This window comes from Mycolicibacterium vaccae NBRC 14118 = CIP 105934, assembly GCF_001552715.1.
Classification (GTDB): domain Bacteria; phylum Actinomycetota; class Actinomycetes; order Mycobacteriales; family Mycobacteriaceae; genus Mycobacterium; species Mycobacterium vaccae.
Window position 1 is genome coordinate 20,340 of sequence record NZ_BCRS01000018.1, and the last position, 20,063, is coordinate 40,402.

Genomic DNA, 20,063 nt, shown 5'->3' on the forward strand with positions numbered 1-20,063 from the left:
TGGAAGAGACGCTGCGCTGCCGTCAGCGATTCATCCCGAGGGTGGCAGGGTCGGGACCACCCGGACCGCTAGGTCACGCCGCGACGGTCGTCTCCCCGCACGCGAACACCGCGCTCGACACTCGTCCGTCGCTGCACACCAGCGCGACCAACTCCGGGGTGGACGCCTCCTGCGGCGACTGCGGGAAGCTCGGCGGGGCCGGCGGCCACAGCGGGAAGATGCTCGCGCCGGTGACACCGGTGAGCCGGGCCACGATCTGTGCGACGACGTTCGTCCCGACGTAGGCGAGGCCACCGAAGAACCGGACCGGGATGATCGCCAAGGCCGCCAGCGGACTGATCAGGAAGATGCCCGCGTCGGCGATCGACTGCAGGCTCGCGGAGATGCCGGTGGTCAGCATGTCGACGTAGTAGGGCACCGACGCGAAGATGGTGCGCGCGCCCAGCGCCAGGCTGGTCCCGATATCGGGGTAGCCGTACTTGGCGATGATGTCCTGCAGCGTGCCACGCAACGCCTCGTCGTTGTCGATGGGTGTGACGTCGGCGTCGCGGAGATCGGTCATCGAGACGCCGTCCAGGTTGTCGGCGGTCGGCTGATAGCCGAAGAGCGCCAGCGCCGTCGGTGTCACATCGACGATCGAGTACTTGAGGTTGACCAAGCCCTCACCGAACAGTCCCGGGCTGCGCGTGATCACGAATGTCGTTGTCTCGTCCGGCGATTGGAAACCGTGACCGAGGCCGAGCTGCGGCTGGTGGCCGTGGTCGGTAATCATCATGACGGTCCATTTCTCGCCGGTCAGGCCTTCCCACAGCGTGATGGCCTGCATGATCTCGCCGAGGTTCCGGTCGAAGTTGGCCAGCGCGGCGAGGTACTCCGGCGAGTCCCCTCCGTACTCGTGCCCGTTCTCGTCGATGCCGACGAAATAGCTGAACACGAAGTTGGCGGTCGCAGCACTGGCGGCGGCGATCGCGGCCTCGGTGAGGTCGCCGACCTCGTCGTCGGCGAGGAACCAGTTCGTGTCGCCGTCGATCGGCGCCACGTTGAAGATGTTGTCGGCGCGCGCCCCCGTCGCCGCGATGGCCGAGATCACGTCCCAGTTGGCGATCGAGGTCGTCTCGATGGCGCCGTTGCTGAGCGCTTCGAGCTGACTGAACACCGTGGGCCACTTCTGGTAGGTCCACGGGGTGAAGACGTTGTTGATGACCCCGGTCTTCTCGCCCCAGGCGCCGGTCAGGATCGACGTCCACGACGGATTCGAGATCGTGGTGTGCCCGACGATGGTGGACGCGGCGGTGGTGCTGGCCTGGATCAGACTCCAGAAGTTGGCGGTGATCTCCGGGTTGGCCAGCACTTGGCTCAGGTTCAGTCCGTCCACGCCGATCACCAGCACGTTGGGGGTGCCGTCGTCGATGTACGCCGCGGCCGGCGTGGTCGCCGCTGTCCGACGGACTGTGTTGCGCTGCAGCTCATCTCGCGTGGTGACCAGTGACGCCAGCATCGCCGAGCCCTGGAGCGGCGCGGCCGGTTCCGGCGCAGGTTGGGGCGCGAGGGGGGACTTCGCCTCGTCGGCGACCACCGTGACCACGGCGGCCTCGGTGGTGGACGCCGTCGTGATGGACGCCGACGTGGTGGACGCCGTCGTGGACGTGGACGTGGGCGCCGGGACGGTCTCATCCTCGGGATCGTCGGCTTCCAGATCGTCTTCGTCGGCGTCTGCGGCGCGGTCCTGTGTCTGGTCGGTTTCGCTGTCCGGCGCGCTCAGCGCGGAGTCGTCCTCTTCGGACTCGGCTTCCTCGTCCTCCGACTCGACGGCTTCGTCGTCGGGTTCGTCGGCCTTGGCATCGACGTCGTCTTTTGCTCCGGTCTCCTTGGCGGGCGAGGCGTCGTTCGCGGTTTCCGACGAGGGCGACGAGGTGCTCTCCGACGTCGCCTGGCTGGAGCCCGCGGAGTCTGTCGTCTCGGCATTGGCCACCCCTGTCGCCGAGGCGATCGCCCAACCCACTCCCAGGGTCACTGCCAGCGCTCCGACGCGTCCGATGTGGTTGGCGTAGCCCATGCGCTTCCCTTTCGACGGAGCACTTGTCGACGGCGACGAGGAGATTGTGCTGCCCGTAAATTACGCCGCGGCGAGGCTTTGCCGGCCGGGTTTGACCGACTTCGCGGGGATCAGTCGTTGCCGGCGTGCACAGCTATGCGCAGATCCACGAGCAGTCGACGGACGCGCCGTTCGATGTCGTCCCGAATCGGCCGGACCGCGTCGACGGACTGCCCGGCGGGGTCGGGCAGTTGCCAGTTCTCGTAGCGCCTGCCCGGATACACCGGGCAGGTGTCACCGCAGCCCATGGTGATGACGACGTCAGCGGCGCGGACGGTCTCCTCGGTCCAGGGTTTCGGGTACTCGCCGGTGATGTCGATGCCGACCTCGGCCATCGCCGCGATCGCCGACGGGTTGATCGCGTCGGCGGGTTCCGACCCGCCCGACCATGCGACGGCGCGGTCCCCGGCGAGGTGGGTGAAGAACCCCAGCGCCATCTGGGACCGTCCGGCGTTGTGTGTGCACAGGAACAGCACGGTGGGGCGGTCGGTCATCTGGGGCTCCTCGACGGGGTGAATCGCCGGCGCAGTGCCAGCGACACGTAGACCAGCGCGACGAGGACCGGCACCTCGATCAGCGGGCCGACGACGCCGGCGAGCGCCTGCCCGGAGGTGGCGCCGTAGGTGGCGATGGCCACCGCGATCGCGAGTTCGAAGTTGTTTCCGGCGGCGGTGAACGCCAGCGTGGTGGTGCGCTCGTATCCCAGGCCCAGCGCCGCGCCCAGCAGGTATCCCCCACCCCACATGACGGCGAAGTAGATCAGCAGCGGGGCGGCGATGCGGGCCACGTCCCACGGCCTGCTGGTGATCTGTTCTCCTTGCAGCGCAAAGAGAATCACGATGGTGAACAGGAGGCCGTAGAGGGCCCACGGGCCGATCCTGGGCAGGAACGCGGTCTCGTACCACGATCGCCCCCGGACGCGTTCGCCGTATCTGCGCGTGAGGTAGCCGGCCAGCAGCGGGATGCCCAGGAAGATGAGGACGGACTTGGCGATCTGCCAGGGCGAGGCGGCGATGACGGTCTGCTCGAGGCCGAGCCAGCCGGGCAGCACGGACAGGTAGAACCAGCCAAGCACCGCGAACATGGCGACCTGGAAGATCGAGTTCAACGCGACGAGCACCGCTGCGGCTTCCCGGTCTCCGCAGGCGAGGTCGTTCCAGATGATGACCATGGCGATGCAGCGGGCCAGGCCGACGATGATGACGCCGGTGCGGTATTCGGGCAGATCGGGCAGCAGCAGCCACGCGAGCGCGAACATCAAGGCCGGGCCGAACACCCAGTTCAACAGCAGCGAACTCAGCAGCAGTCGGCGATCATCGGTGACGGTGCCGAGCCTGTCGTAACGCACCTTGGCCAGCACCGGGTACATCATGATCAGCAGACCGACGGCGATCGGCAGCGAGATCCCGTCGACCTGGATCCCGTTGAGCGCCGAATCCAGGCCCGGGACCCAGCGTCCGAGCAGCAGACCGGCCGCCATGGCCAGCCCGATCCACAGCGGAAGGAGCCGATCCAGGGTGGAAAGTCTTGCCGCAGCGGTATTCTCGCCGGTACTCAGTGCTCGGCTCACGAGGTCAGCAGCACGGCGTCGTCAGCGTGGGACTGACCCCGAAGGTCTCCGAGTCGGCCAGCACCGTGTAGACCTCCCATTTCTCGCCTCCCGGTCCGGTGACCCACACCTTGTCCTGGGTGGCGAAGCAGCAGGTCGTGCCGATCTCCTCCTCGGTGAACATGCCTTCCTCGGTCAACCGGGCGATCTCGGCGTGCACGACGTCGCTCGATTCGACCTCGACGCCGAGATGGTTCAGGCTGCCGCCCTTGCCGGGATTCTCCAGCAACACCAGCTTCAGCGGGGGGTCGGCGACGGCGAAGTTCGCGTAGCCGGGTTTGACTTTGGCCGGCTCGACGCGGAAAAGCTTGCTGTAGAACGTGATCGCGGTATCGAGGTCGTCGACGTTGAGTGCCAGTTGCATGCGGGACATGTCCGTCACCTCCAGGGATTGTGACATATATCGAACAGGTGTGACGCCATCATCGTCACCTCTTCGATATATGTCAATCCTGTGGCACGATGGCCGCATGCCCAAAGCGCTGCCGGTCATCGACACGACCACGCCGGTGTGCTGCGCACCGGTGGCCGCGGGCCCGATGAGCGATGCCGACGCGCTGGAGATCGCGGTGCGCCTCAAGGCACTCGCCGAACCGGCGCGGGTCAAGATCGTGTCGTATCTGTTCAGTTCGGCTGCGGGCGAAGAGAGTTCGGGTGACCTCGCGGCGATCCTGCAGCTCAGTGAGTCGACGGTGAGCCATCATCTGGGCCAGCTCCGCAAGGCAGGCCTGGTGGTCTCCGAGCGCCGCGGGATGAGCGTCTACCATCGGGTGCGGCCCGACGCGCTGCAGGCGCTGTGCACCGCGCTGGACCCGGACTGCTGCTAGCCGTCTCCGACGAGATCGGCCAGGAAGCCGGGTAGTCGTCCCGCGCCGAAGTCGAAGAAACGCGCCCAGAGCGGCTCGATCGAGATGCGCACCATTTGGGGGTAGGTCGCCTTCACGGCGCGCTCGAACTCCGCGAGTTCTGCTCCGTCCATGGACCGGCGTGCGGACGCGAGGTACTCCTCGGTGACGCCGTCGACGGTCTCCAGGGTCGCGAGTCCCCGCATCAGCAGCGCCTTGGCCGCGTCCGGCGTGGCACCGGTGTCGATCGTCAGGGCCACCTGCGGACGGGCGGCCAGTGACCGGGCTTTCGGCGAGGTCGGGGCGGTCGATACGACGACACGTTCGCCCGTCCAGTGAAAGCCGACGGGAATCACCCTCGGGAAGCCGTCGGACCCGTGGTAGGCGAGCCGCGCCATGGATCCGGACAGCAGTTCCCGTGCGCCGGGCTGGTCGAGCTCGCGGGCCAACTCCTGCGGGGTCATCACACCGGTAGGGCTACCCGCTTCGGGTCTCAGTCGATCCCGCGGGCGATCAGCGCCTCGCTGAAATCGTCGGCCGCACGCAGTGCCGCGACGATGACGGGCACGAACACGATCCGCGGTGAGATCCGCAGCCCGCGCGCCCGGCGGGCCTCCTCGACCTGCCGGATGATCTCCACCAGCAGCGGGATCGACCGGATCGTCAGCGCCAGGGCGATGGCCACCTGCCGGACCGGGAACCCGAACCGCGCCAGCGGGGCCATCGCCCGGGTGGCGGCATCCAGCATGTCGGCGGTCCTGGTGGTCAGCGTGACGAGCGCGGCCAGGCACACCGCGAGCAGCAGCACCCCGCACACCACCAGCGCGCGACGCCAGTCGGTGAGCAGGACCTGCAGCACGAAGATGAAGCCGACCACCCAGAACACCTGGCGCAGTTGCCCGATCAAGACTCGGGGGGACAGCCGCGCCGTGGCCACCGCGACCAGCACCGCGGCCGTGGCCACGCCCAGCCGCGCCGGGGAGTTCACCACGACGGTCATCGTGACGATCAACGCGCCGAGCCCGAGCAGCTTCACCCCGGCCGGCAGCCGGTGTAGCCACGACCGGCCCGGGCGGTACTCCCCCAGCCCGGTCATGACATGAGCCGTCGATAGGCCGCCAGCGCGACCGACGGCACGTCGTCGGCCACCACCCGGCCGTCGTCGAGCACCACGACCCGATCGGCGTCACCGGCCAGTTCCAGGTCGTGGGTGACCAGCACGAGTTGGGTGTCCAGGGTGGCGAACGCGGCCCGGAGCATGCGCGCGTTGCGCAGGTCGAGCAGCGTCGTCGGTTCGTCGGCGACCACGACAGACGGTTCGGTGACCAGCACCGTGGCCAGCGCCAGCAGCTGCTTCTGGCCGCCGGAGAGCAGATGCGCGGGCTGATCGGCGTGGCCGGCCAGGCCGAACCGCTCGAGCACCTGGGCCACGCGTTCGGCGCGGGCCTGCCGGTCGAGCGACAGGCGTGACAGCGACAGTTCGACGTCCTCGCCGACGGTGGGCATCAGGATCTGCCGGTCCGGGTCGGTGAACACGAACCCGACCAGGCGGCGCACCTGCTTGGCGGACCGCTTGGTGTCCAGGCCGTGCACGCGCACCGCGCCCCGGTCGGGAACGACCAACCCGTTGAACAGCCGCGCCAGCGTCGACTTGCCGCTGCCGTTGGCGCCGACCACGGCGATCCGACGCTCGGTCAGCGTCAGCGAGACGTCACGCAGCACGGGGCGGTCACCGAACGCGTGCGACACGTTCTCGACGACGATCGCGCCCGGTGGGTCGTCACTCATCGGTGCGGGCTGTCCGCCACGAGGTGATGAGACCGGGTCGGGCGCGGTGCACCTGGGCGGCGACGTAGGCGCAGACCACGGCCTTGGCGATGTCGCCGGGAACGTAGATCCCGTTGGTGGACAACGCAGCCCACCACGACAGGTCGGTGCGCAGCATCAGGCCCGCGGTGCCGAAGAGGTAGATGACCCCCATGCCGCCGACGATGTTGATGAGGATGCCCCAGAGCACCCGGTAGCGCGGCATCATCAGTGCGGTCAGCGCCCCGATCACGACGACGGCCGGTAGCCAGCCGACGAAGAATCCGGCCGTCGGCGACGACAGCGACACCAGGCCCGTGCGGCCGCCGGCCAGGATCGGCAACCCGGCGATGGCGAGAACCGCGAACAGCACGATCGCCAATGCGCCCTTGCGGGGCCCGAGGATGGAACCGGCCAACATCACGCCCAGGGTCTGCAGGGTGATCGGGACGCCGGTGGGTCCGAGGGTCAGGGTGCCGGGGAGGCCGAGGGCGGCCAGCAGGCCGGCGAACACTGCCGCCTGGGTCAGGTCGCGCCACTCGAAGCGGCCGAACCGGGTGGTGCCGACGGGCTCGGACGTCTCACGATTCACCCGGGAATTATCGTCGACGCCGAACCGCGGTCGGTAACCGCCACCGCTACATCGACCGTCTGGGCGGCAGCGCCACTCGCGTGCGGGTAGGCGTGGATCACCGCGGAGGACAGCTTCGGCACGGCGTGGGTGAGTTCGTGTTCGGCGTCATGGGCGAGGCGATGGGCATCCATCAGGCTCAGCGCGGGGTCGACGTCCAGTTCGGCGTCGGCGTGCAATCGGTGACCGACCCAGCGCATGCGGACACTGCGGACCGCGAGCACGCCGGGCCGGTCGGCCAGCGCCGCTTCGGCGGCGTCGACGAATGCCGGGTCCACACCGTCCAGCAGCCGGCCGAAGACATCGCGCGCCGCGGTGCGCAGCACGGCGAGGATCGCGAAGGTGATTACCAGCCCGATGATCGGGTCGGCGAGAGGGAAGCCGAGAGCGACCCCGCCGGCACTGAAAAGCACTGCCAGCGAGGTGAATCCGTCGGTGCGCGCGTGCAAGCCGTCGGCGACGAGGGCGGCCGACCCGATGCGCCGGCCGACGCGGATGCGATAGAGCGCGACCCACTCGTTGCCCAGGAACCCGATCAGCCCGGCGAGCGCCACCCAGCCCAGATGGTGGACCGGTTGCGGGTGGATCAGGCGCATGACCGCCTCATATCCGGCGACGACGGCCGACATGGTGATCATCGCGACGACGAACAGCCCGGCCAGGTCCTCGGCGCGGCCGAACCCGTAGGTGAATCGGCGCGTCGCGGCCCTGGTGCCGAGCGAGAACGCGATCCACAACGGGATCGCGGTCAGCGCGTCGGCGAAATTGTGGATGGTGTCGGCAGCCAGGGCCACGGATCCGGAGATGACGACGATGACGATCTGCGCGAGGGTGGTCAGCCCCAGCACGACGAGGCTGATCTTGACGGCGCGGATACCGGCGGCGCTGGATTCCAGCGCGTCGTCGATGCTGTCGGCGGCGTCGTGGCTGTGGGGTGCGAACACTTCGCGGACCGCATGGCCGACGGCGCCGAACCGCCCCGCGCGCTCGTGGGGGTGAGTGTGGGTGCCGTGGTGGTGCGCACCGCTGTCGTGACTCATGCGCGACGTCCGTTCCCGGACGGTGGCTGCGGGTCGGCATGCAACGTCGCGAGATCGGCGGCGTCGCGGTGGTGGCCTGGGATCCCGGGGCCGGCGTGCTCGGCATTGAACACCGCGTCGGTGACCAGCTGCCGGACGTGGTCGTTGTCCAGGCTGTAGAAGATCGTGGTGCCTTCGCGGCGCGGCCGGACCAGCCGCGCCATCCGCAGCTTCGCCAGGTGCTGGGACACCGACGGTGCGGGCTTGTCGATGTGGGCGGCGAGGTCGTTGACCGACATCTCGCGGCTGGCGAGCGCCCACAGGATCTGTACGCGCGTCGCCTCGGCCAGCATCCGGAACACCTCGACGACCAGGTTCACCTCGTCGTCGGGTAACCGACGGCCGCAGGATCTACTATCTGCATCCATACGCAGATAGTAGATCAGATTTCTCTCAAACGCGGCGCAGCGCCAGCACCGGGATGACCCGGATCCCGGCGGTCTTCTCCTCGTACTCGCCGAAACCCGGGTAACGGCGGGCCTGCTCGGCGAAGATGCGGTCCCGGTCCTCTCCCGTGACCTCGGTGACCGAGACGTCGTAAGTCTCGGTACCGACCTCGACGCTCGCCCGCCCGGCGGCGGTCAGGTTGTAGTACCAGGCGGGATTCTTCGGGGCGCCGGCCTTGGACGCGAAGACGTAGATGATGGAGGGGTCCTGCTCGTCCTGCAGGTACATCATCGGTGTCACGTTCTGCTTGCCGCTCTTGCGTCCCGTATGGTGCACGAGTACCACCCGAGCGCCTTCGAAGTTGCCGCCGACCTTTCCTCCGTTGGCACGAAACTCGTTGATGACCTTCGTGTTCCAGTCCTCGCTGTCGCTCATGCCGGTCTCCTGTCTGTCGGTTCACTACCCGCCGGAGGCATCCAGGCGGGCGACGAGAAACTTCGGAGCGACCTGCCGGTAGGCGTCGGCGATGATCTCGCGGACTTCGTCCCCGTCCGGGCCGCCGGGACCGAGGTCCAGCCGGATGCCGATCCAGTCACGCCCACCGAAGCGCGGCGGAAAGTACCAGGAGGGCTCGGCGGCGGTCAGTTCGAGTCGGGCGCCGGGCGGCGCTGCGGCCCACAGGGCGACATGAGGCTCTTCGAGGTTGTGCTGTTCGGGGTCGACGAACTTCGCGAACGACCGGCGCCGCACGAACCAGGTCGGCGCACCGTGGGTCGGGCCTTCGGTCACCTCGGGCAGTTCCATGCAGTACCTGCGCACCTCCGCCAGCAGTGCTTCGGCGTCGTCGGCTGTCATGGGACGTCCATTCGCTTGCCCGGTGCGCGGTCCTACCGGCATTCGATCGCCCAATACGGCGAGCGCGCAAGCATTCCCGTGCAGTCCTGGTCCAGGCTAACGTCGGCTGCTCCACGGCGCCGGGCAATTCGAGCCGGGAGTCCGGCGCACTCCGAACTCTGTGCCGGCGCGGATGACAGCCGATCGCCACCCGTGCCGCGCGTCAGGCGAGTGAGGCCAGCGCGGTCGCGGGGTCGTAGCCGGCGAATCCGTCGAGTTCTCCGTCGCGCAGTCGATTCACCCACGCCGGGTCGGCGAGCAGCGCGCGCCCGATCGCCACGATGTCGAACTCGCCCGCCCCGAACTGCTCGACCAGCCGCTCCACCGGAGCCGGCTGGATCACCTGGCCCTGCTTCTCGCTGCGGAACTGCGTCTCCAAGCCGACGGAACCCACCGCGATCACCGGCAGCCCGGCGACCTTCTTGGTCCAGCCCGCCAGGCTGAGCTGGCTGTCGTGGTCGGGGAAGGCAGGCACGTAGTGTCGGCGCGTCGAGGGATGGAAGATGTCGACGCCGGCCTCGACCAGCGGGGCAAGCAATTCCTGCAGTTGGGTCGGGTCGTCGGCGATGGAGGCCGTGTAGTCGAGACCCTTCCACTGGGAGAAGCGGAAGATGACGGGGTAATCGGGGCCGACCGCGGCGCGTACCGCGGCCACCACCTCGGCGGGGAATCGGGTGCGTGCGGCCAGATCGCCGCCGTAGCCGTCCGTGCGGGCATTCGTCCGTTCCCAGAAGAACTCGTCGAGCAGGTAGCCGTGGGCGCCGTGCAGTTCGACGGCGTCGAAGCCGACCTCACGGGCGGTACGTGCGGCTTGCGCGAAAAGCTCAGCGATGCCGGGCAGTTCGTCGGTTTCCAGCGCCCGCCCCTTGGCTCGCCCGAGGCCGTCGACGCCGGACGGACTGACCGGCGTGACGCCGTCGGCGTCATCGCGCTCGGCGCCCTGATGCCACAGCTGCGCGGCGATGGTGCCGCCCTCGGCGTGCACCGCGGCCACGACCCGTGACCAGCGGGCGACGACCTCGTCCCCGGCGATCGTCGGGATGGAGAACGGGTAACCCGCGGCCGGGTCGGGCAGTCGAACCCCTTCGGTGATGATGAGGCCGACGCCACCGGCGGCGCGACGCCGGTAGTACTCGGCGACATCGGCGCCGGGCACCCCGCCGGGCGAGGCCTGCCGGGTCATCGGCGCCATGGCGAACCGGTTGGGCACCGTCAGCGAGCCGACGGTCAGGGGCTGGAACAGGTCGTTGATGGCCACGACGTTCTGCAACACCGGAAGGGCGAAGGTGATTCCGCGTGGCGGCTCACCCGAGCCCCGCGGAGGAGGATGGTGGAATGAGCGCGAACACCGAGCCACCTCCGCAGGGCAGCGACGTCATCGTCGTACCCCCGGGCGAACGGATGTGGCGCAGGCTTCTCACTGCCGCCGCGGACAATCTCGAGCCGCTGATGAATGTGTACCGCCCCTACGTCGACGGCTTGGACAATCTGCCGGCCGACGGCCGCTTCCTGATCGTCGGCAATCACACCCAGATGTCGATGGCGGAGATCGTCATGATCCCGTACTACGTCCGCCACGCCATCGGTAAGCAGGTCAGGCCGCTGGCCGACCGGCAGTTCGGAAAGGCCGGCGGTTTGCAGGGTGATCTGATCGCCGCCTACGGCGCGGTGGTCGGCTCCCCCGAGACGGCGGGCGCACTCATGCGTCAGGACCAAACCATTCTGGTGTTTCCCGGAGGTGGGCGCGAGATCGCCAAGTTCAAGGGCGAGGAATACCGGTTGCGGTGGGAAAACCGTTCCGGCTTCGCCCGGCTGGCCGCCGACCACGACTATCCGATCGTCACCGCGGCGCTGGTCGGCGCCGATGACGTCTACACCAGCCTGGTGACCCGCGACAGCGTGCTCGGCCGGTTCAGCACCTGGCTCGGTCGGCGCACCGGCGGACCCCCGGATATGGCGATGCCTCTATTGCGCGGCGTCGGTCCCACCCTCATCCCCCGGCCGCAACGGATGTACCTGCGATTCGGCCCGCCGATCAGCACCGCACTGCCTGAGGGCGTCGAGCGGGAGGCGTGGATCGCGAAGATCAAGACCGATGTGCAGGCCAAGTTGGAAGCGGAGCTGGCCGACCTTCAACAGATCCGGAGCACCGACCCCTACCGGGAGCTCAACCCGCTCGCGTGGCGATCGGCGATCATGCCGGCGTCGGCTCCCGCCTGAGCGTGCATAGTTCGCAGCAGACGAAGGTCGCGGTGACCCGCCACCCGGTGTCTCCGACGTTCCAGTCGCACGCAACCGGACCGCGGCCACCATCCTGGCTTCCGCACATCACCGAAGTCCCTGGTGGATCAGCCTGAGTGGGCCGAAATCACTGAGTGCCAGCTGGCCATGCTGGCCGGCCGGTTCCACACCGGATCACCAGCGGCGGCTGAGCTCCACCGAGCCCAACGGAACGTACTCCGCTTACTCAGCGAGCCAGCGCGGAGGCGACCGCTCGGGCCTGGCTGGTCAGCGCGGTACACATCCGATTGAGGTTGACGACACCGCCCAGCGCGACCCCGGACAGGAGTCGGCATGCGCTGCCGGTACCTGCAGGAGCCGACGATCTCGGGGAGAAGGCGAACGCACCACAGACAGGCCAGGCGCCGATCCCCTGAGTGCGCAGGACACGCTCGGCGACCACGATCTGGTACTCGCGCGGTGTTCGCTCCGGGGAGCCGACGCCGCCGTGTTCGCGCCAGGTGGACGGGAGGAATTGCAGGCCACCGTAGAACCCGTTGCCGGTGTTGGTCGCCCAGTTGCCGCTTGATTCGCAGTGCGCGATCGCATCCCAATTCACCGTTCCCGCATGGGCATTCGGTGCGGCCATCGCCATTGACGCCGTAGACAGCGCGGCTGCGGTCAGCGCAACCCCCCACACCTTGCGCATGCGCACCGGATGTCCTTTCAGTCCGCCGCACGCGCGTGGACAACACGCACCGACGTGGTGGTCGATTGACGACCATCATTGTTATCGATGTTCTCGCAGTGAACCTTGAGGAAACTGTGAAGATTGTTCACAACTTTGCTCCGCACGCCGAGAGCGCAGCGGAAGACAGGCACACGAAGACCCTGCCCTGTTCGTCAGAAGCCCCCCACCTTCTTCGATGAACACGTGTTCGCTGTCACGGTGTGCCAGTTCAGGCACGCAGCCCGACAAAGCTCGCGGAACTTTTCCTGCGATCTGCCGGTCCCACCGGATGAGGTCATCGTCGGATGACCTCTGAAACCAGCGAGTTGGGCTTGTCCGCAAGCGGTTCAAGACATGCACATATCTCTGCGGCGGCTAGGTGCTCTGGCGGTGGGGTGGGCGTTGAAGATCGCGACGTCCCTGTCGGGTCTTCTCGCGTGGGTGCAGATCTCCGTGCCGTCGCCGAGAACGCGAAATACGTTGTCTTCGAACGCGATAGCGATTGTTTGTCCTTGGTAGCTGCGTCCTGCCCGCAGGCGGTGGCCGGCATCGCTGACCGGGAGGGTCAACGGCCATCTTCCCACTCGGTGCGGACACTCCTGTGACGCAGAGCCGGCGGCCACCTGACTCGCAGACCCAGACTGGGCCGTGACTTGCGCCACCAGCCCGGCTCAGCGACCTCACGACGTTGCCGGCTGAATCGTCAGAGAGGCAGTGCTAGTGCCATTTTCATTCAGTCGGAGGTGCAACAAGATGACGCTCAGTGTCGAGGTCGATGACGTTGAAGATCAGCGGGAGAGATTCGTGCGGGAGGCCTGGCCGGTGGTGGATCAGCTGTACCGGGCAGCGTTGCGCTACACCCACAATCACGCTGATGCAGAGGATCTCGCCCAGGAAACCATGCTGAAGGCATACCGCAACTACGCACAGTTCACGAGCGGCACCAATATTCGAGCGTGGCTGTTCCGGATCCTGGTCACTACCTGGATCAACCGCTACCGCCGGACTCAGCGGCGCCCTGACGAAGTGCTCACCGAGCGCATCGCCGAACTGGAATTCAGCTCGGCGGTACGCCGGTCATCGATCAGTTCCGCATCGGCCGAACTGCTTGCCCTGGAGTCGCTGGTCGACGAGGACGTCAAAGCCGCACTCGCAGGTCTGACCGAAGGGCAACGCATGGCAGTGTTCTTCGTCGATGTCGAGGGATTCCGCTACGCCGAAGTCGCTGACCTCCTCGACATTCCTCTCGGAACGGTGATGTCACGGCTGCACCGCGGGCGTCGTGCCCTGCGGCAGGCGTTGGTCGAGCAAGCTCCGCATCTGCGCCGTGCCTCATGAGGCCACCGTGCGCCCTACAACTGGAGACCGATCCTGGCGAAGTTCCGGTCTCCCGTCACAAACGAACACGCTGCCTCGTCGTATCAGTGTGAACCCATTCGTACACCGCGTCTGCCTGGCCATCCTGACCTTCACCGGCCTCCTGGTGGGGGTCTGGGCATACCTCGCACCAGTCTATTGGTACAACACGTTCCCCGGCTTGGGCCTTCGGTGGCTTCCCGTGCTGGGACCGTACAACGAGCACTTCGTCAAAGATGTCGGCGCCATGTACCTCGCCATGGCTGCAGTGAGCGTGATGGCATTCTGCTACGTGACAAATCAGGCGCTGATGCGGACCGCGGCGTTGGCGCTGTCGATCTTCAACATCCTGCACCTGATCTACCACGTCACCATGCTGCACATGTACGGCCCACTGGACGCCGTCCTCAACATGATCGCCCTGACGGTGGTCACCGTGTGCTCGCTGGCTCTTGCGATACCGGTCAAAGCACGCGAACACGCCGGCTCGGCCCCCCGCATTGCGCGCTGACACGACGCGAACATGCGGGCGGCGGGCTCGACGCCGAGTCAGGACTGCCACGACAGTGCGCACGGATGCAACGGTCGACGTTCCGGCACAGGATCTTTCAGCGCAGCCTCGCCGCCGGCGCAGAGGTGATATTCGCCCGGCACACCTGGTCCGAGTAGACACCGAACGTCAATGGCGAGGTCGGCCAGCGTTCCACGACATATCTCACCGATCGGACCGCAGAGGAATCGGCGGCGTCACATAATGGCGTCCTGGCTCGTCAAGAAAATATGACCGGACTGAGATACGCAGAAGAGTGCACGGTGGAGGAACTCCAAACCGCTGACGCAACGCCGGCACCACCCGGCCCCGCCCCAGTGGTGCCGGCCATTGGCGAGCACGATGTGTCCGCTGCTCGGGGATTACTGATCAACGTCGCGTACCGGATGCTCGGCTCTACGTCCGACGCCGAGGACGTGGTGCAGGAGACGTTCACGCGGTGGTACACGATGCCGGTGCCCGCCAGGGCCGAAATCACGAACCCGACGGCGTGGTGTGTCCGCGTCGCGACGCGGATCTGCCTCGACCTACTGAAGTCCTCCCGGCACCGACGTGAAGCCTATGTCGGTCCGTGGCTCCCCGAACCGCTTCCTCACCATGCGACCGCGGTCGCCTCGCGCACCGCCGATCCAGCCGATCGCATCACTCTCGACGAATCGGTGACGACCGCGGTGCTGACGGTTCTGGAAGCGATGACACCGCCAGAACGCGTCTCGTTCGTCCTCCATGACGTGTTCCAGTACCCCTTCGGGGAGATCGGCGAGATCGTCGGTCGCTCTGCCGATGCGTGCCGACAGTTGGCAAGCTCGGCACGACGGCGACTCAAGAACGGACGCAGCCACGCTGTCGATGCCACGAGGCACGCCGCAGCGGTTCACGGCTTCAAGAACGCGCTTGAGCGCGGAGACATCGGCGCACTGATCGGATTGCTCGACCCGGACGTGCACGTGGTGAACGACGGCGGCGGGCGGGTGCGTGCCGCGCTACGCGAGGTGATCGGGGCCGAGAAGGTGGTGCGGTACCTGATCGGGGTGCGGCGACGCCTACCCGACATCCAGATCGCCCCGGCAGACGTGAGCGGACAACCGGGCCTGGTGTTCCAACTGCACGGTACGACATGGGGTGTGGTGTCACTCGGTGTCGAGGACGGTCGCATCACCCGGTTGTGGATGGTGCTCAATCCCGACAAGCTCCGCTTCTGGCAGCCGGAGAACGGCTAGCACGAGCCCCGGTCACGGGCTCACATTGGCACACCCACCCGTCTGGATGGGCAGCCATTCGCGCGCCACCCAGCCGGCCGTCACATCACCGAGGAGTTCAAGATGCGTCTCGTCATCGCTGGAGCGACCGGAACTGTCGGGCGGTACGTCGTGGAGGCGGCCCGAGCTCGCGGTCATGACACAGTCGCGCTGTCGCGCGCGTCGGGCCAGGACCTCGTGACCGGCACCGGACTGGCGTCGGCGATGGCCGGTGCGCATGCGGTCATCGATGTCACCAGCACGAGAACAACGAGTGCGGCAAAAGCCACCGCATTCTTCACTGCGGTGACGCGCAACCTGCAACGCGCTGAGGTTCAGGCCGGCGTCGACCACCACATCGGACTGTCGATCGTCGGAATCGATGCGATCGACGCCGGTTACTACCGCGGGAAGTTGGCCCACGAGCGTGCGATCAGCGACGGCCCCGTCGCATGGTCGCTGTTGCGGGCCACCCAGTTCCACGAGTTCGCCGAACAGATCGTGCAGCGTGCATCGCTTGGGTCCCTCGTCGCCGTGCCGAAGATGCTGATCCGTCCGGTGGCCGCCCGTGACGTCGGGACACGGCTGGTCGAACTGGCAGAAGGGCGGCCGGTCGGGCGTGCCACCGACCTGACCGGCCCCGGCGACGAAGTGTTGATCGACATGGTCCGCCGGATGTTCGCGTTCGACGGAGTCAAACGGCACTGCGTGTCCTTAGCCCTGCCTGGAAAGGTATGGCGTGGTTCAGCTTCCGGATCGCTGCGGGGAAACAGCGACGCAGACCGCGCCGGCATCGCATTCGACGAATGGCTCGCCGGTCCCGATCACCACCAAGGACACTGACAGCGCTCCTGTCACGGCATCGCTTCTTTCGTCGCAGAGTCCGCTGCCCGTGGCAGGCCCTTGTGCTTCGGTGCCACGAAACTTCGCCTACGACACAGCGTCTGGGTGTGACAGTGCTCACCGCGGGATCACAAAATAGACCGCTACGGCGTCACAACGATATGAACACCTTTCGCATCGCACCGGTACGGCTGCCGACGCCACCGCCGTCGTCGAAGCGACAGAGGTTCGCAGGTAACGGTCTTGGCCACGCCTTCTGTGGCGGGCCGACACCACGGGGCAACCGAGTCATGGCAATCGAAACGACAACCAACAAGGAGTATCAAAGATGACGAAGATTCTGGTGATCGGCGGAGGTTTCGCCGGCGTGTGGAGCGCCGCGGCTGCCGCGCGTGTCGGCCGCGCAAACGGCACTGCGGGTGGCGATCTGCACATCACCCTGGTCAGCGATAGCGATGAGATGGTGATCCGGCCGAGACTGTACGAACGCGACCCCGGCCAGATGTCGGTCCTGCTCGACCGAGTGCTCAAGCCGATCGGCGTCGAGCGCATCCACGCCCGAGTGACTCGGATCGACACTGCAGCAAGAGCCGTCAAGATCGCCGGCGCCACGGGTCAGGTCCGGAGTCTGGACTATGACCGACTCGTGCTTGCCGCAGGAAGTCAGGTCTTCCAACCACAACTGCCCGGCCGGGAGTTTCTGTTCGACATCGATACGATCGCCGCCGCGGACGCTCTTGAGCGGCACGTTCAGCGACTCGAAACGCGCGCCGGCGACGCCGCATCAGAGGGCCGGTTCACCGCCGTCGTCATCGGCGCCGGCTTCACCGGCCTGGAGATCGCCACCGGACTGATGGGGCGGCTGAGCGAGATCGCGGCCGCCAATTCCTGCCGCCCCAGGGTCGTCCTTGTCGATCGGTCCCATGAAGTGGGAGCCCAGCTCGGTGAAGGGCCACGCCCCTACATCACGGAGTCGTTGCAGCAGTTGGGGATCGAGCTGCGTCTAGGTTCCGAGGTCAGCGAAGTCACCGAGTCACAGGTGCGGCTCATCGACGGGGAGATCATCCCGACCGAGACGGCGGTATGGACCGTGGGGATGTCGGCCAGTCCGCTCACCCAGATGATCCCGGGTGAGAAAGACGCGATCGGCCGGCTCGTCGTCGATGAGTACCTGAGGGTGCCTTCGACTCCGAGTGTGTACGCGGCCGGTGACACCGCGGCCGCGTCGGTTGAGGACGGCCACGTCACGATGCAGAGCTGCCAGTACGCGACACCGCTGGGCAAGTTCGCCGGCTACAACGTCGCGGCCGACCTCCTGGGCCTCGATCTGGTCCCCTTCGCTCCCAACCCGTACGTGACGTGTCTGGATCTCGGCCCCGCAGGAGCGGTACTCACCACCGGCTGGGACCGCGAGGTGCAGATGACCGGCAGCGAGGCGAAGGCGTTCAAGCACCGGATCAACACCGAATGGATCTACCCGCCCGTCGACGACGAGGAAGCCATCTTCCGGGAAGCCGACTACCGCTTCACCTGGACCTTGGGCTGACCGGCGTGAAGCACGGATGCCGCCAGGACGAAACTGGCGGCATCTCGGTGCTGACGCTGAACGGTGACGGGTGAGTCGTCAGCGGGCCGGTGCGGGCTGGGGTACCGGGCGCAGTTCGGGCTCCAGTCCGAAATGATCGCTCAGCGTCGACCCGCTGTACTCGGTGCGGAACAGGCCGCGCCGCTGCAGGATGGGCACCACCTGTTCGGTGAAGTCGAGTGTCCCCCTCGGATGTAGCGGGACCAGGATGTTGAATCCGTCGGCAGCTCCGGCCCGGAACCAGCTCTCCAGTTCGTCGGCGATCTGTTCTGCCGAGCCCGAGGTGGTCCAGTGCACGTTGCGCAGGCCCTTCTCCACCTTGACCGCCAGTTCGCGGATCGTCAGATTCTCCTGCTGCACCCAGGTCCGCAACCGGTTCAGCCGGCTCTGTCCGCCCTTGAACTGGGTGTAGTGCGGTAACGCCTCCAACGGGAACGGGCCGTCGAGGTCATAGATGCTGAAGTCCACCCCGAGTTCGTCACCCAGCTGGCCGATCACGTCGACGTTCTTGGTGGCCAGTTCCTCCAGCTCGGCCTCCAGCGCCTTGCCCTCGGCTTCGGTGGAGCCGATGTAGGGCACCACCCCGGGCAGGATCTTCGCCGACTGCGGGGCACGGCCGAACTTCGCCAGCCGGGCCTTCACATCGTCGTAGAACTCCAGCCCGTTGGGGATGGTCGAGGACCCGGTGTACACCGCCTCGGCGCGCCGCGCGGCCATATCCCGTCCACGGTCCGAAGCGCCGGCCTGCACCAGCACAGGAAAACCCTGCGGGGAAGGCACAATCGGCAGGGCGCCCTCGACGTCGAAGAACCGGCCGTGGTGGGTGACCTGCTGCCCGGACCACAGCGCCAGCACCACGTCGACGAACTCCGCGGCGCGCTCGTAGCGCAGTTCGAAGTCCGGGTGGCTGTCGAAACCGAAGTTACGGGCGATCGCGTCTCCGGAGGAGGTGACGAAGTTCATCCCGATCCGGCCGCCGGACAGGTGATCCAGCGAGGCGAAGCGCAGTGCGACCTCGTAGGGATCGTTGTAGGTGGTGGAGATGGTGCCGATCAACCCGATGTGGCTGGTCTGCGCGGCCAGGGCGGCCAGCAGGGTCAGCGGCTCGTTGCTCATGGCCAGCGGTTCCCGCTCGCTGTAGACCTTGGGGCTGTCGGCCAGGAACACCGCATCCAGCTTGGCCTTTTCCGCGGCCTGCACGATGCGGGTGTAGTACTCCAGCGAGCACACCTCGGTGGGCTGTGACTCCGGGTGCCGCCACGCGGCCCGATGGAAGCCGATCCCGCGCAGGTTGAGGTTCAGGTGCATCTGGGACGTCATTGCGGCACTCCTACGGGGACGGCGGCGGCCAGACCGAGATGGCCGCGCAGGGTGGATGTTTCGTAGCGGTCGCGGACCACTCCGAGGTCACGCAGCCGCGGCAGCACCTCGCGGGTGAAAAGCTCGGTGCCGGCGGCGGTCAGGTGCAGGACGAATCCGTCGCCGGTGGCCAGGCGGACCGCCAACGCGGCGGGCTCCGACAGGTCGGGGGTGATCTCGCGCAGTACCAGCGGCGCGTCGACCGGGTGCTCGCCGGTGAGCACCGCGACGTCGGCGTGGGTGCGGGCCAGTTCGGCGGTGGCCGCCGAGTCGACTCCGACCAGCAGCGGCGGGTGCAGCTGAGGGCTGCGCGGCAGGTTCAGCGGCCCGGCCACCCGGAAGAACTCACCGGAGTGGTCGATCGGGTGCAGCAGGTCCGCGTCGACGTACACCCCGGATTCGATGTCGGCAACCACCGCACCGTCTTCCCAGCTCTCCCAAAGCTTCTGCAGGACGGTGACGAATTCGGCTGCGCGCAACCAGCGTTGCGTCTCCGGAGTGGTGGCTGGGTGCAGGGCGGCGGCGCTGTCCTCGGCGGCGTCGACCAGCCGCCAGCCGGCCCGCCCCCGCGACAGGTTGTCCAGGGTGTTGAGCATGCGGGCCTGGTTGTAGGGCGCCACGTACTGCGCCGAGACCTGGGCGATCAACCCGATGCCGGTGGTGCGCGGCACCAGATTGGCCAGCAGGGTGGACGGTTCGGCCGGCACCGCCGGGCCGGGCAACGGGGCCAGCACGGCGTCGAACACCGCGGTTTCGGCGGCATGAATGGCCCGGTAGAGCCAGGACAGGTCACTGTCGCCGGTGTCGGGTTCGGGGTGCAGCAGAAGGTGGGTCAC

22 protein-coding genes and 2 pseudogenes are annotated in these 20,063 nt (G+C 67.3%); 7 read left to right on the forward strand and 17 right to left on the reverse strand.

Annotation, left to right across the window (positions count from 1 at the left end; all coding sequences use genetic code 11):
• Nucleotides 1-73: 73 nt before the first annotated feature.
• The 4 genes and pseudogenes from MVA01S_RS05855 to MVA01S_RS05870 all read right to left on the reverse strand — a co-directional run bounded on the left by MVA01S_RS05855 (nucleotide 74) and on the right by MVA01S_RS05870 (nucleotide 4,077).
• Nucleotides 74-2,056, reverse strand: a complete 1,983-nt coding sequence (locus tag MVA01S_RS05855; RefSeq protein WP_003932190.1) for an alkaline phosphatase family protein — start codon at nucleotides 2,054-2,056, stop codon at nucleotides 74-76.
• A 110-nt stretch (nucleotides 2,057-2,166) separates the two neighbouring features.
• Nucleotides 2,167-2,580, reverse strand: a pseudogene (locus tag MVA01S_RS05860) (arsenate reductase ArsC); the annotation flags it as partial.
• A gap of 5 nt (nucleotides 2,581-2,585) precedes the next feature.
• Nucleotides 2,586-3,665 (reverse strand): ACR3 family arsenite efflux transporter, encoded by a 1,080-nt coding sequence (gene arsB / locus MVA01S_RS05865; protein ID WP_051015339.1) that lies wholly within the window; start codon nucleotides 3,663-3,665, stop codon nucleotides 2,586-2,588.
• Between the two features lie 4 nt (nucleotides 3,666-3,669).
• Nucleotides 3,670-4,077: an ArsI/CadI family heavy metal resistance metalloenzyme gene (locus MVA01S_RS05870; protein ID WP_040542484.1), complete on the reverse strand. Its 408-nt coding sequence runs from the start codon at nucleotides 4,075-4,077 to the stop codon at nucleotides 3,670-3,672.
• A 97-nt stretch (nucleotides 4,078-4,174) separates the two neighbouring features.
• On the opposite strand from MVA01S_RS05870, the gene MVA01S_RS05875 reads away from it, so the two are divergent.
• The gene (locus tag MVA01S_RS05875; RefSeq protein ID WP_003932186.1) at nucleotides 4,175-4,531 is read left to right on the forward strand and encodes an Rv2640c family ArsR-like transcriptional regulator; all 357 of its coding nucleotides are present in this window, start codon (nucleotides 4,175-4,177) and stop codon (nucleotides 4,529-4,531) included.
• On the opposite strand, the gene MVA01S_RS05880 is transcribed toward MVA01S_RS05875, so the two are convergent.
• The 9 genes from MVA01S_RS05880 to MVA01S_RS05920 form a co-directional block, all read right to left on the reverse strand.
• Nucleotides 4,528-5,013 carry a pyridoxamine 5'-phosphate oxidase family protein gene (locus tag MVA01S_RS05880; protein ID WP_003932185.1) on the reverse strand — a complete coding sequence of 162 codons (486 nt, stop codon included), beginning with the start codon at nucleotides 5,011-5,013 and terminating at the stop codon, nucleotides 4,528-4,530. The two genes, MVA01S_RS05875 and MVA01S_RS05880, sit on opposite strands and share 4 nt — an antisense overlap.
• A 29-nt stretch (nucleotides 5,014-5,042) precedes the next feature.
• Entirely contained in the window at nucleotides 5,043-5,645 is a 603-nt protein-coding gene (locus tag MVA01S_RS05885; protein WP_003932184.1) for an energy-coupling factor transporter transmembrane component T family protein, read from the reverse strand.
• Complete coding sequence (locus MVA01S_RS05890) at nucleotides 5,642-6,337, reverse strand: energy-coupling factor ABC transporter ATP-binding protein (protein ID WP_003932183.1); 696 nt, start codon at nucleotides 6,335-6,337, stop codon at nucleotides 5,642-5,644. The genes MVA01S_RS05885 and MVA01S_RS05890 overlap by 4 nt, the downstream gene beginning before the upstream one ends.
• Nucleotides 6,330-6,947 carry a biotin transporter BioY gene (locus MVA01S_RS05895; protein WP_003932182.1) on the reverse strand — a complete coding sequence of 206 codons (618 nt, stop codon included), beginning with the start codon at nucleotides 6,945-6,947 and terminating at the stop codon, nucleotides 6,330-6,332. The genes MVA01S_RS05890 and MVA01S_RS05895 overlap by 8 nt, the downstream gene beginning before the upstream one ends.
• Entirely contained in the window at nucleotides 6,944-8,026 is a 1,083-nt protein-coding gene (locus tag MVA01S_RS05900) for a cation diffusion facilitator family transporter (protein ID WP_003932181.1), read from the reverse strand. The genes MVA01S_RS05895 and MVA01S_RS05900 overlap by 4 nt, the downstream gene beginning before the upstream one ends.
• Complete coding sequence (locus tag MVA01S_RS05905) at nucleotides 8,023-8,433, reverse strand: ArsR/SmtB family transcription factor (protein WP_040542303.1); 411 nt, start codon at nucleotides 8,431-8,433, stop codon at nucleotides 8,023-8,025. The genes MVA01S_RS05900 and MVA01S_RS05905 overlap by 4 nt, the downstream gene beginning before the upstream one ends.
• A gap of 25 nt (nucleotides 8,434-8,458) precedes the next feature.
• Nucleotides 8,459-8,887 (reverse strand): nitroreductase family deazaflavin-dependent oxidoreductase, encoded by a 429-nt coding sequence (locus tag MVA01S_RS05910; protein ID WP_003932179.1) that lies wholly within the window; start codon nucleotides 8,885-8,887, stop codon nucleotides 8,459-8,461.
• 24 nt (nucleotides 8,888-8,911) lie between these two features.
• On the reverse strand, nucleotides 8,912-9,307 hold the full coding sequence (locus tag MVA01S_RS05915) for an MmcQ/YjbR family DNA-binding protein (RefSeq protein ID WP_003932178.1): 396 nt from the start codon (nucleotides 9,305-9,307) through the stop codon (nucleotides 8,912-8,914).
• A gap of 202 nt (nucleotides 9,308-9,509) precedes the next feature.
• Entirely contained in the window at nucleotides 9,510-10,604 is a 1,095-nt protein-coding gene (locus MVA01S_RS05920; RefSeq protein ID WP_040542480.1) for an NADH:flavin oxidoreductase, read from the reverse strand.
• 77 nt (nucleotides 10,605-10,681) lie between these two features.
• On the opposite strand from MVA01S_RS05920, the gene MVA01S_RS05925 reads away from it, so the two are divergent.
• Nucleotides 10,682-11,566, forward strand: a complete 885-nt coding sequence (locus MVA01S_RS05925) for a lysophospholipid acyltransferase family protein (protein ID WP_003932176.1) — start codon at nucleotides 10,682-10,684, stop codon at nucleotides 11,564-11,566.
• Nucleotides 11,567-11,813: 247 nt separating this feature from the next.
• On the opposite strand, the gene MVA01S_RS05930 is transcribed toward MVA01S_RS05925, so the two are convergent.
• Both MVA01S_RS05930 and MVA01S_RS31885 read right to left on the reverse strand, forming a co-directional pair.
• Nucleotides 11,814-12,275 (reverse strand): transglycosylase family protein, encoded by a 462-nt coding sequence (locus MVA01S_RS05930; RefSeq protein WP_003932175.1) that lies wholly within the window; start codon nucleotides 12,273-12,275, stop codon nucleotides 11,814-11,816.
• Between the two features lie 368 nt (nucleotides 12,276-12,643).
• Nucleotides 12,644-12,853, reverse strand: a pseudogene (locus MVA01S_RS31885) (hypothetical protein); the annotation flags it as partial.
• Between the two features lie 196 nt (nucleotides 12,854-13,049).
• Here MVA01S_RS31885 and MVA01S_RS05935 point away from each other — a divergent pair.
• From MVA01S_RS05935 to MVA01S_RS05955, 5 genes are all read left to right on the forward strand, one after another.
• The gene (locus MVA01S_RS05935) at nucleotides 13,050-13,634 is read left to right on the forward strand and encodes a sigma-70 family RNA polymerase sigma factor (RefSeq protein ID WP_003932174.1); all 585 of its coding nucleotides are present in this window, start codon (nucleotides 13,050-13,052) and stop codon (nucleotides 13,632-13,634) included.
• A 220-nt stretch (nucleotides 13,635-13,854) separates the two neighbouring features.
• A complete protein-coding gene (locus MVA01S_RS05940) occupies nucleotides 13,855-14,163 on the forward strand; it encodes a hypothetical protein (protein ID WP_237024382.1) in 309 nt (102 codons plus the stop codon).
• Between the two features lie 383 nt (nucleotides 14,164-14,546).
• Complete coding sequence (gene sigJ, locus MVA01S_RS05945; RefSeq protein WP_237024381.1) at nucleotides 14,547-15,422, forward strand: RNA polymerase sigma factor SigJ; 876 nt, start codon at nucleotides 14,547-14,549, stop codon at nucleotides 15,420-15,422.
• A 102-nt stretch (nucleotides 15,423-15,524) separates the two neighbouring features.
• Entirely contained in the window at nucleotides 15,525-16,283 is a 759-nt protein-coding gene (locus tag MVA01S_RS05950) for an SDR family oxidoreductase (protein WP_003932171.1), read from the forward strand.
• Between the two features lie 328 nt (nucleotides 16,284-16,611).
• The gene (locus MVA01S_RS05955) at nucleotides 16,612-17,829 is read left to right on the forward strand and encodes an NAD(P)/FAD-dependent oxidoreductase (RefSeq protein ID WP_003932170.1); all 1,218 of its coding nucleotides are present in this window, start codon (nucleotides 16,612-16,614) and stop codon (nucleotides 17,827-17,829) included.
• Between the two features lie 78 nt (nucleotides 17,830-17,907).
• On the opposite strand, the gene MVA01S_RS05960 is transcribed toward MVA01S_RS05955, so the two are convergent.
• Together MVA01S_RS05960 and MVA01S_RS05965 are read right to left on the reverse strand one after the other, a co-directional pair.
• Nucleotides 17,908-19,188, reverse strand: a complete 1,281-nt coding sequence (locus MVA01S_RS05960) for an LLM class flavin-dependent oxidoreductase (RefSeq protein ID WP_003932169.1) — start codon at nucleotides 19,186-19,188, stop codon at nucleotides 17,908-17,910.
• Nucleotides 19,185-20,063 (reverse strand): LLM class flavin-dependent oxidoreductase, encoded by an 879-nt coding sequence (locus MVA01S_RS05965; protein WP_237024380.1) that lies wholly within the window; start codon nucleotides 20,061-20,063, stop codon nucleotides 19,185-19,187. Before MVA01S_RS05965 ends, MVA01S_RS05960 begins: the two co-directional genes overlap by 4 nt.

What these genes read in the sequence shown, in the direction of transcription:
- MVA01S_RS05885 (WP_003932184.1), bottom strand. Translation starts at nt 5,645, where the DNA reads ATGACCGGGCTGGGGGAGTACCGCCCGGGCCGGTCGTGGCTACACCGG.
- MVA01S_RS05880 (WP_003932185.1), bottom strand. Translation starts at nt 5,013, where the DNA reads ATGACCCCGCAGGAGTTGGCCCGCGAGCTCGACCAGCCCGGCGCACGG.
- MVA01S_RS05905 (WP_040542303.1), bottom strand. Translation starts at nt 8,433, where the DNA reads ATGGATGCAGATAGTAGATCCTGCGGCCGTCGGTTACCCGACGACGAG.
- MVA01S_RS05890 (WP_003932183.1), bottom strand. Translation starts at nt 6,337, where the DNA reads ATGAGTGACGACCCACCGGGCGCGATCGTCGTCGAGAACGTGTCGCAC.
- MVA01S_RS05915 (WP_003932178.1), bottom strand. Translation starts at nt 9,307, where the DNA reads ATGACAGCCGACGACGCCGAAGCACTGCTGGCGGAGGTGCGCAGGTAC.
- MVA01S_RS05930 (WP_003932175.1), bottom strand. Translation starts at nt 12,275, where the DNA reads ATGCGCAAGGTGTGGGGGGTTGCGCTGACCGCAGCCGCGCTGTCTACG.
- MVA01S_RS05955 (WP_003932170.1), top strand. Translation starts at nt 16,612, where the DNA reads ATGACGAAGATTCTGGTGATCGGCGGAGGTTTCGCCGGCGTGTGGAGC.
- MVA01S_RS05960 (WP_003932169.1), bottom strand. Translation starts at nt 19,188, where the DNA reads ATGACGTCCCAGATGCACCTGAACCTCAACCTGCGCGGGATCGGCTTC.
- MVA01S_RS05870 (WP_040542484.1), bottom strand. Translation starts at nt 4,077, where the DNA reads ATGTCCCGCATGCAACTGGCACTCAACGTCGACGACCTCGATACCGCG.
- MVA01S_RS05855 (WP_003932190.1), bottom strand. Translation starts at nt 2,056, where the DNA reads ATGGGCTACGCCAACCACATCGGACGCGTCGGAGCGCTGGCAGTGACC.
- MVA01S_RS05950 (WP_003932171.1), top strand. Translation starts at nt 15,525, where the DNA reads ATGCGTCTCGTCATCGCTGGAGCGACCGGAACTGTCGGGCGGTACGTC.
- MVA01S_RS05935 (WP_003932174.1), top strand. Translation starts at nt 13,050, where the DNA reads ATGACGCTCAGTGTCGAGGTCGATGACGTTGAAGATCAGCGGGAGAGA.
- MVA01S_RS05900 (WP_003932181.1), bottom strand. Translation starts at nt 8,026, where the DNA reads ATGAGTCACGACAGCGGTGCGCACCACCACGGCACCCACACTCACCCC.
- MVA01S_RS05875 (WP_003932186.1), top strand. Translation starts at nt 4,175, where the DNA reads ATGCCCAAAGCGCTGCCGGTCATCGACACGACCACGCCGGTGTGCTGC.
- MVA01S_RS05910 (WP_003932179.1), bottom strand. Translation starts at nt 8,887, where the DNA reads ATGAGCGACAGCGAGGACTGGAACACGAAGGTCATCAACGAGTTTCGT.
- MVA01S_RS05925 (WP_003932176.1), top strand. Translation starts at nt 10,682, where the DNA reads ATGAGCGCGAACACCGAGCCACCTCCGCAGGGCAGCGACGTCATCGTC.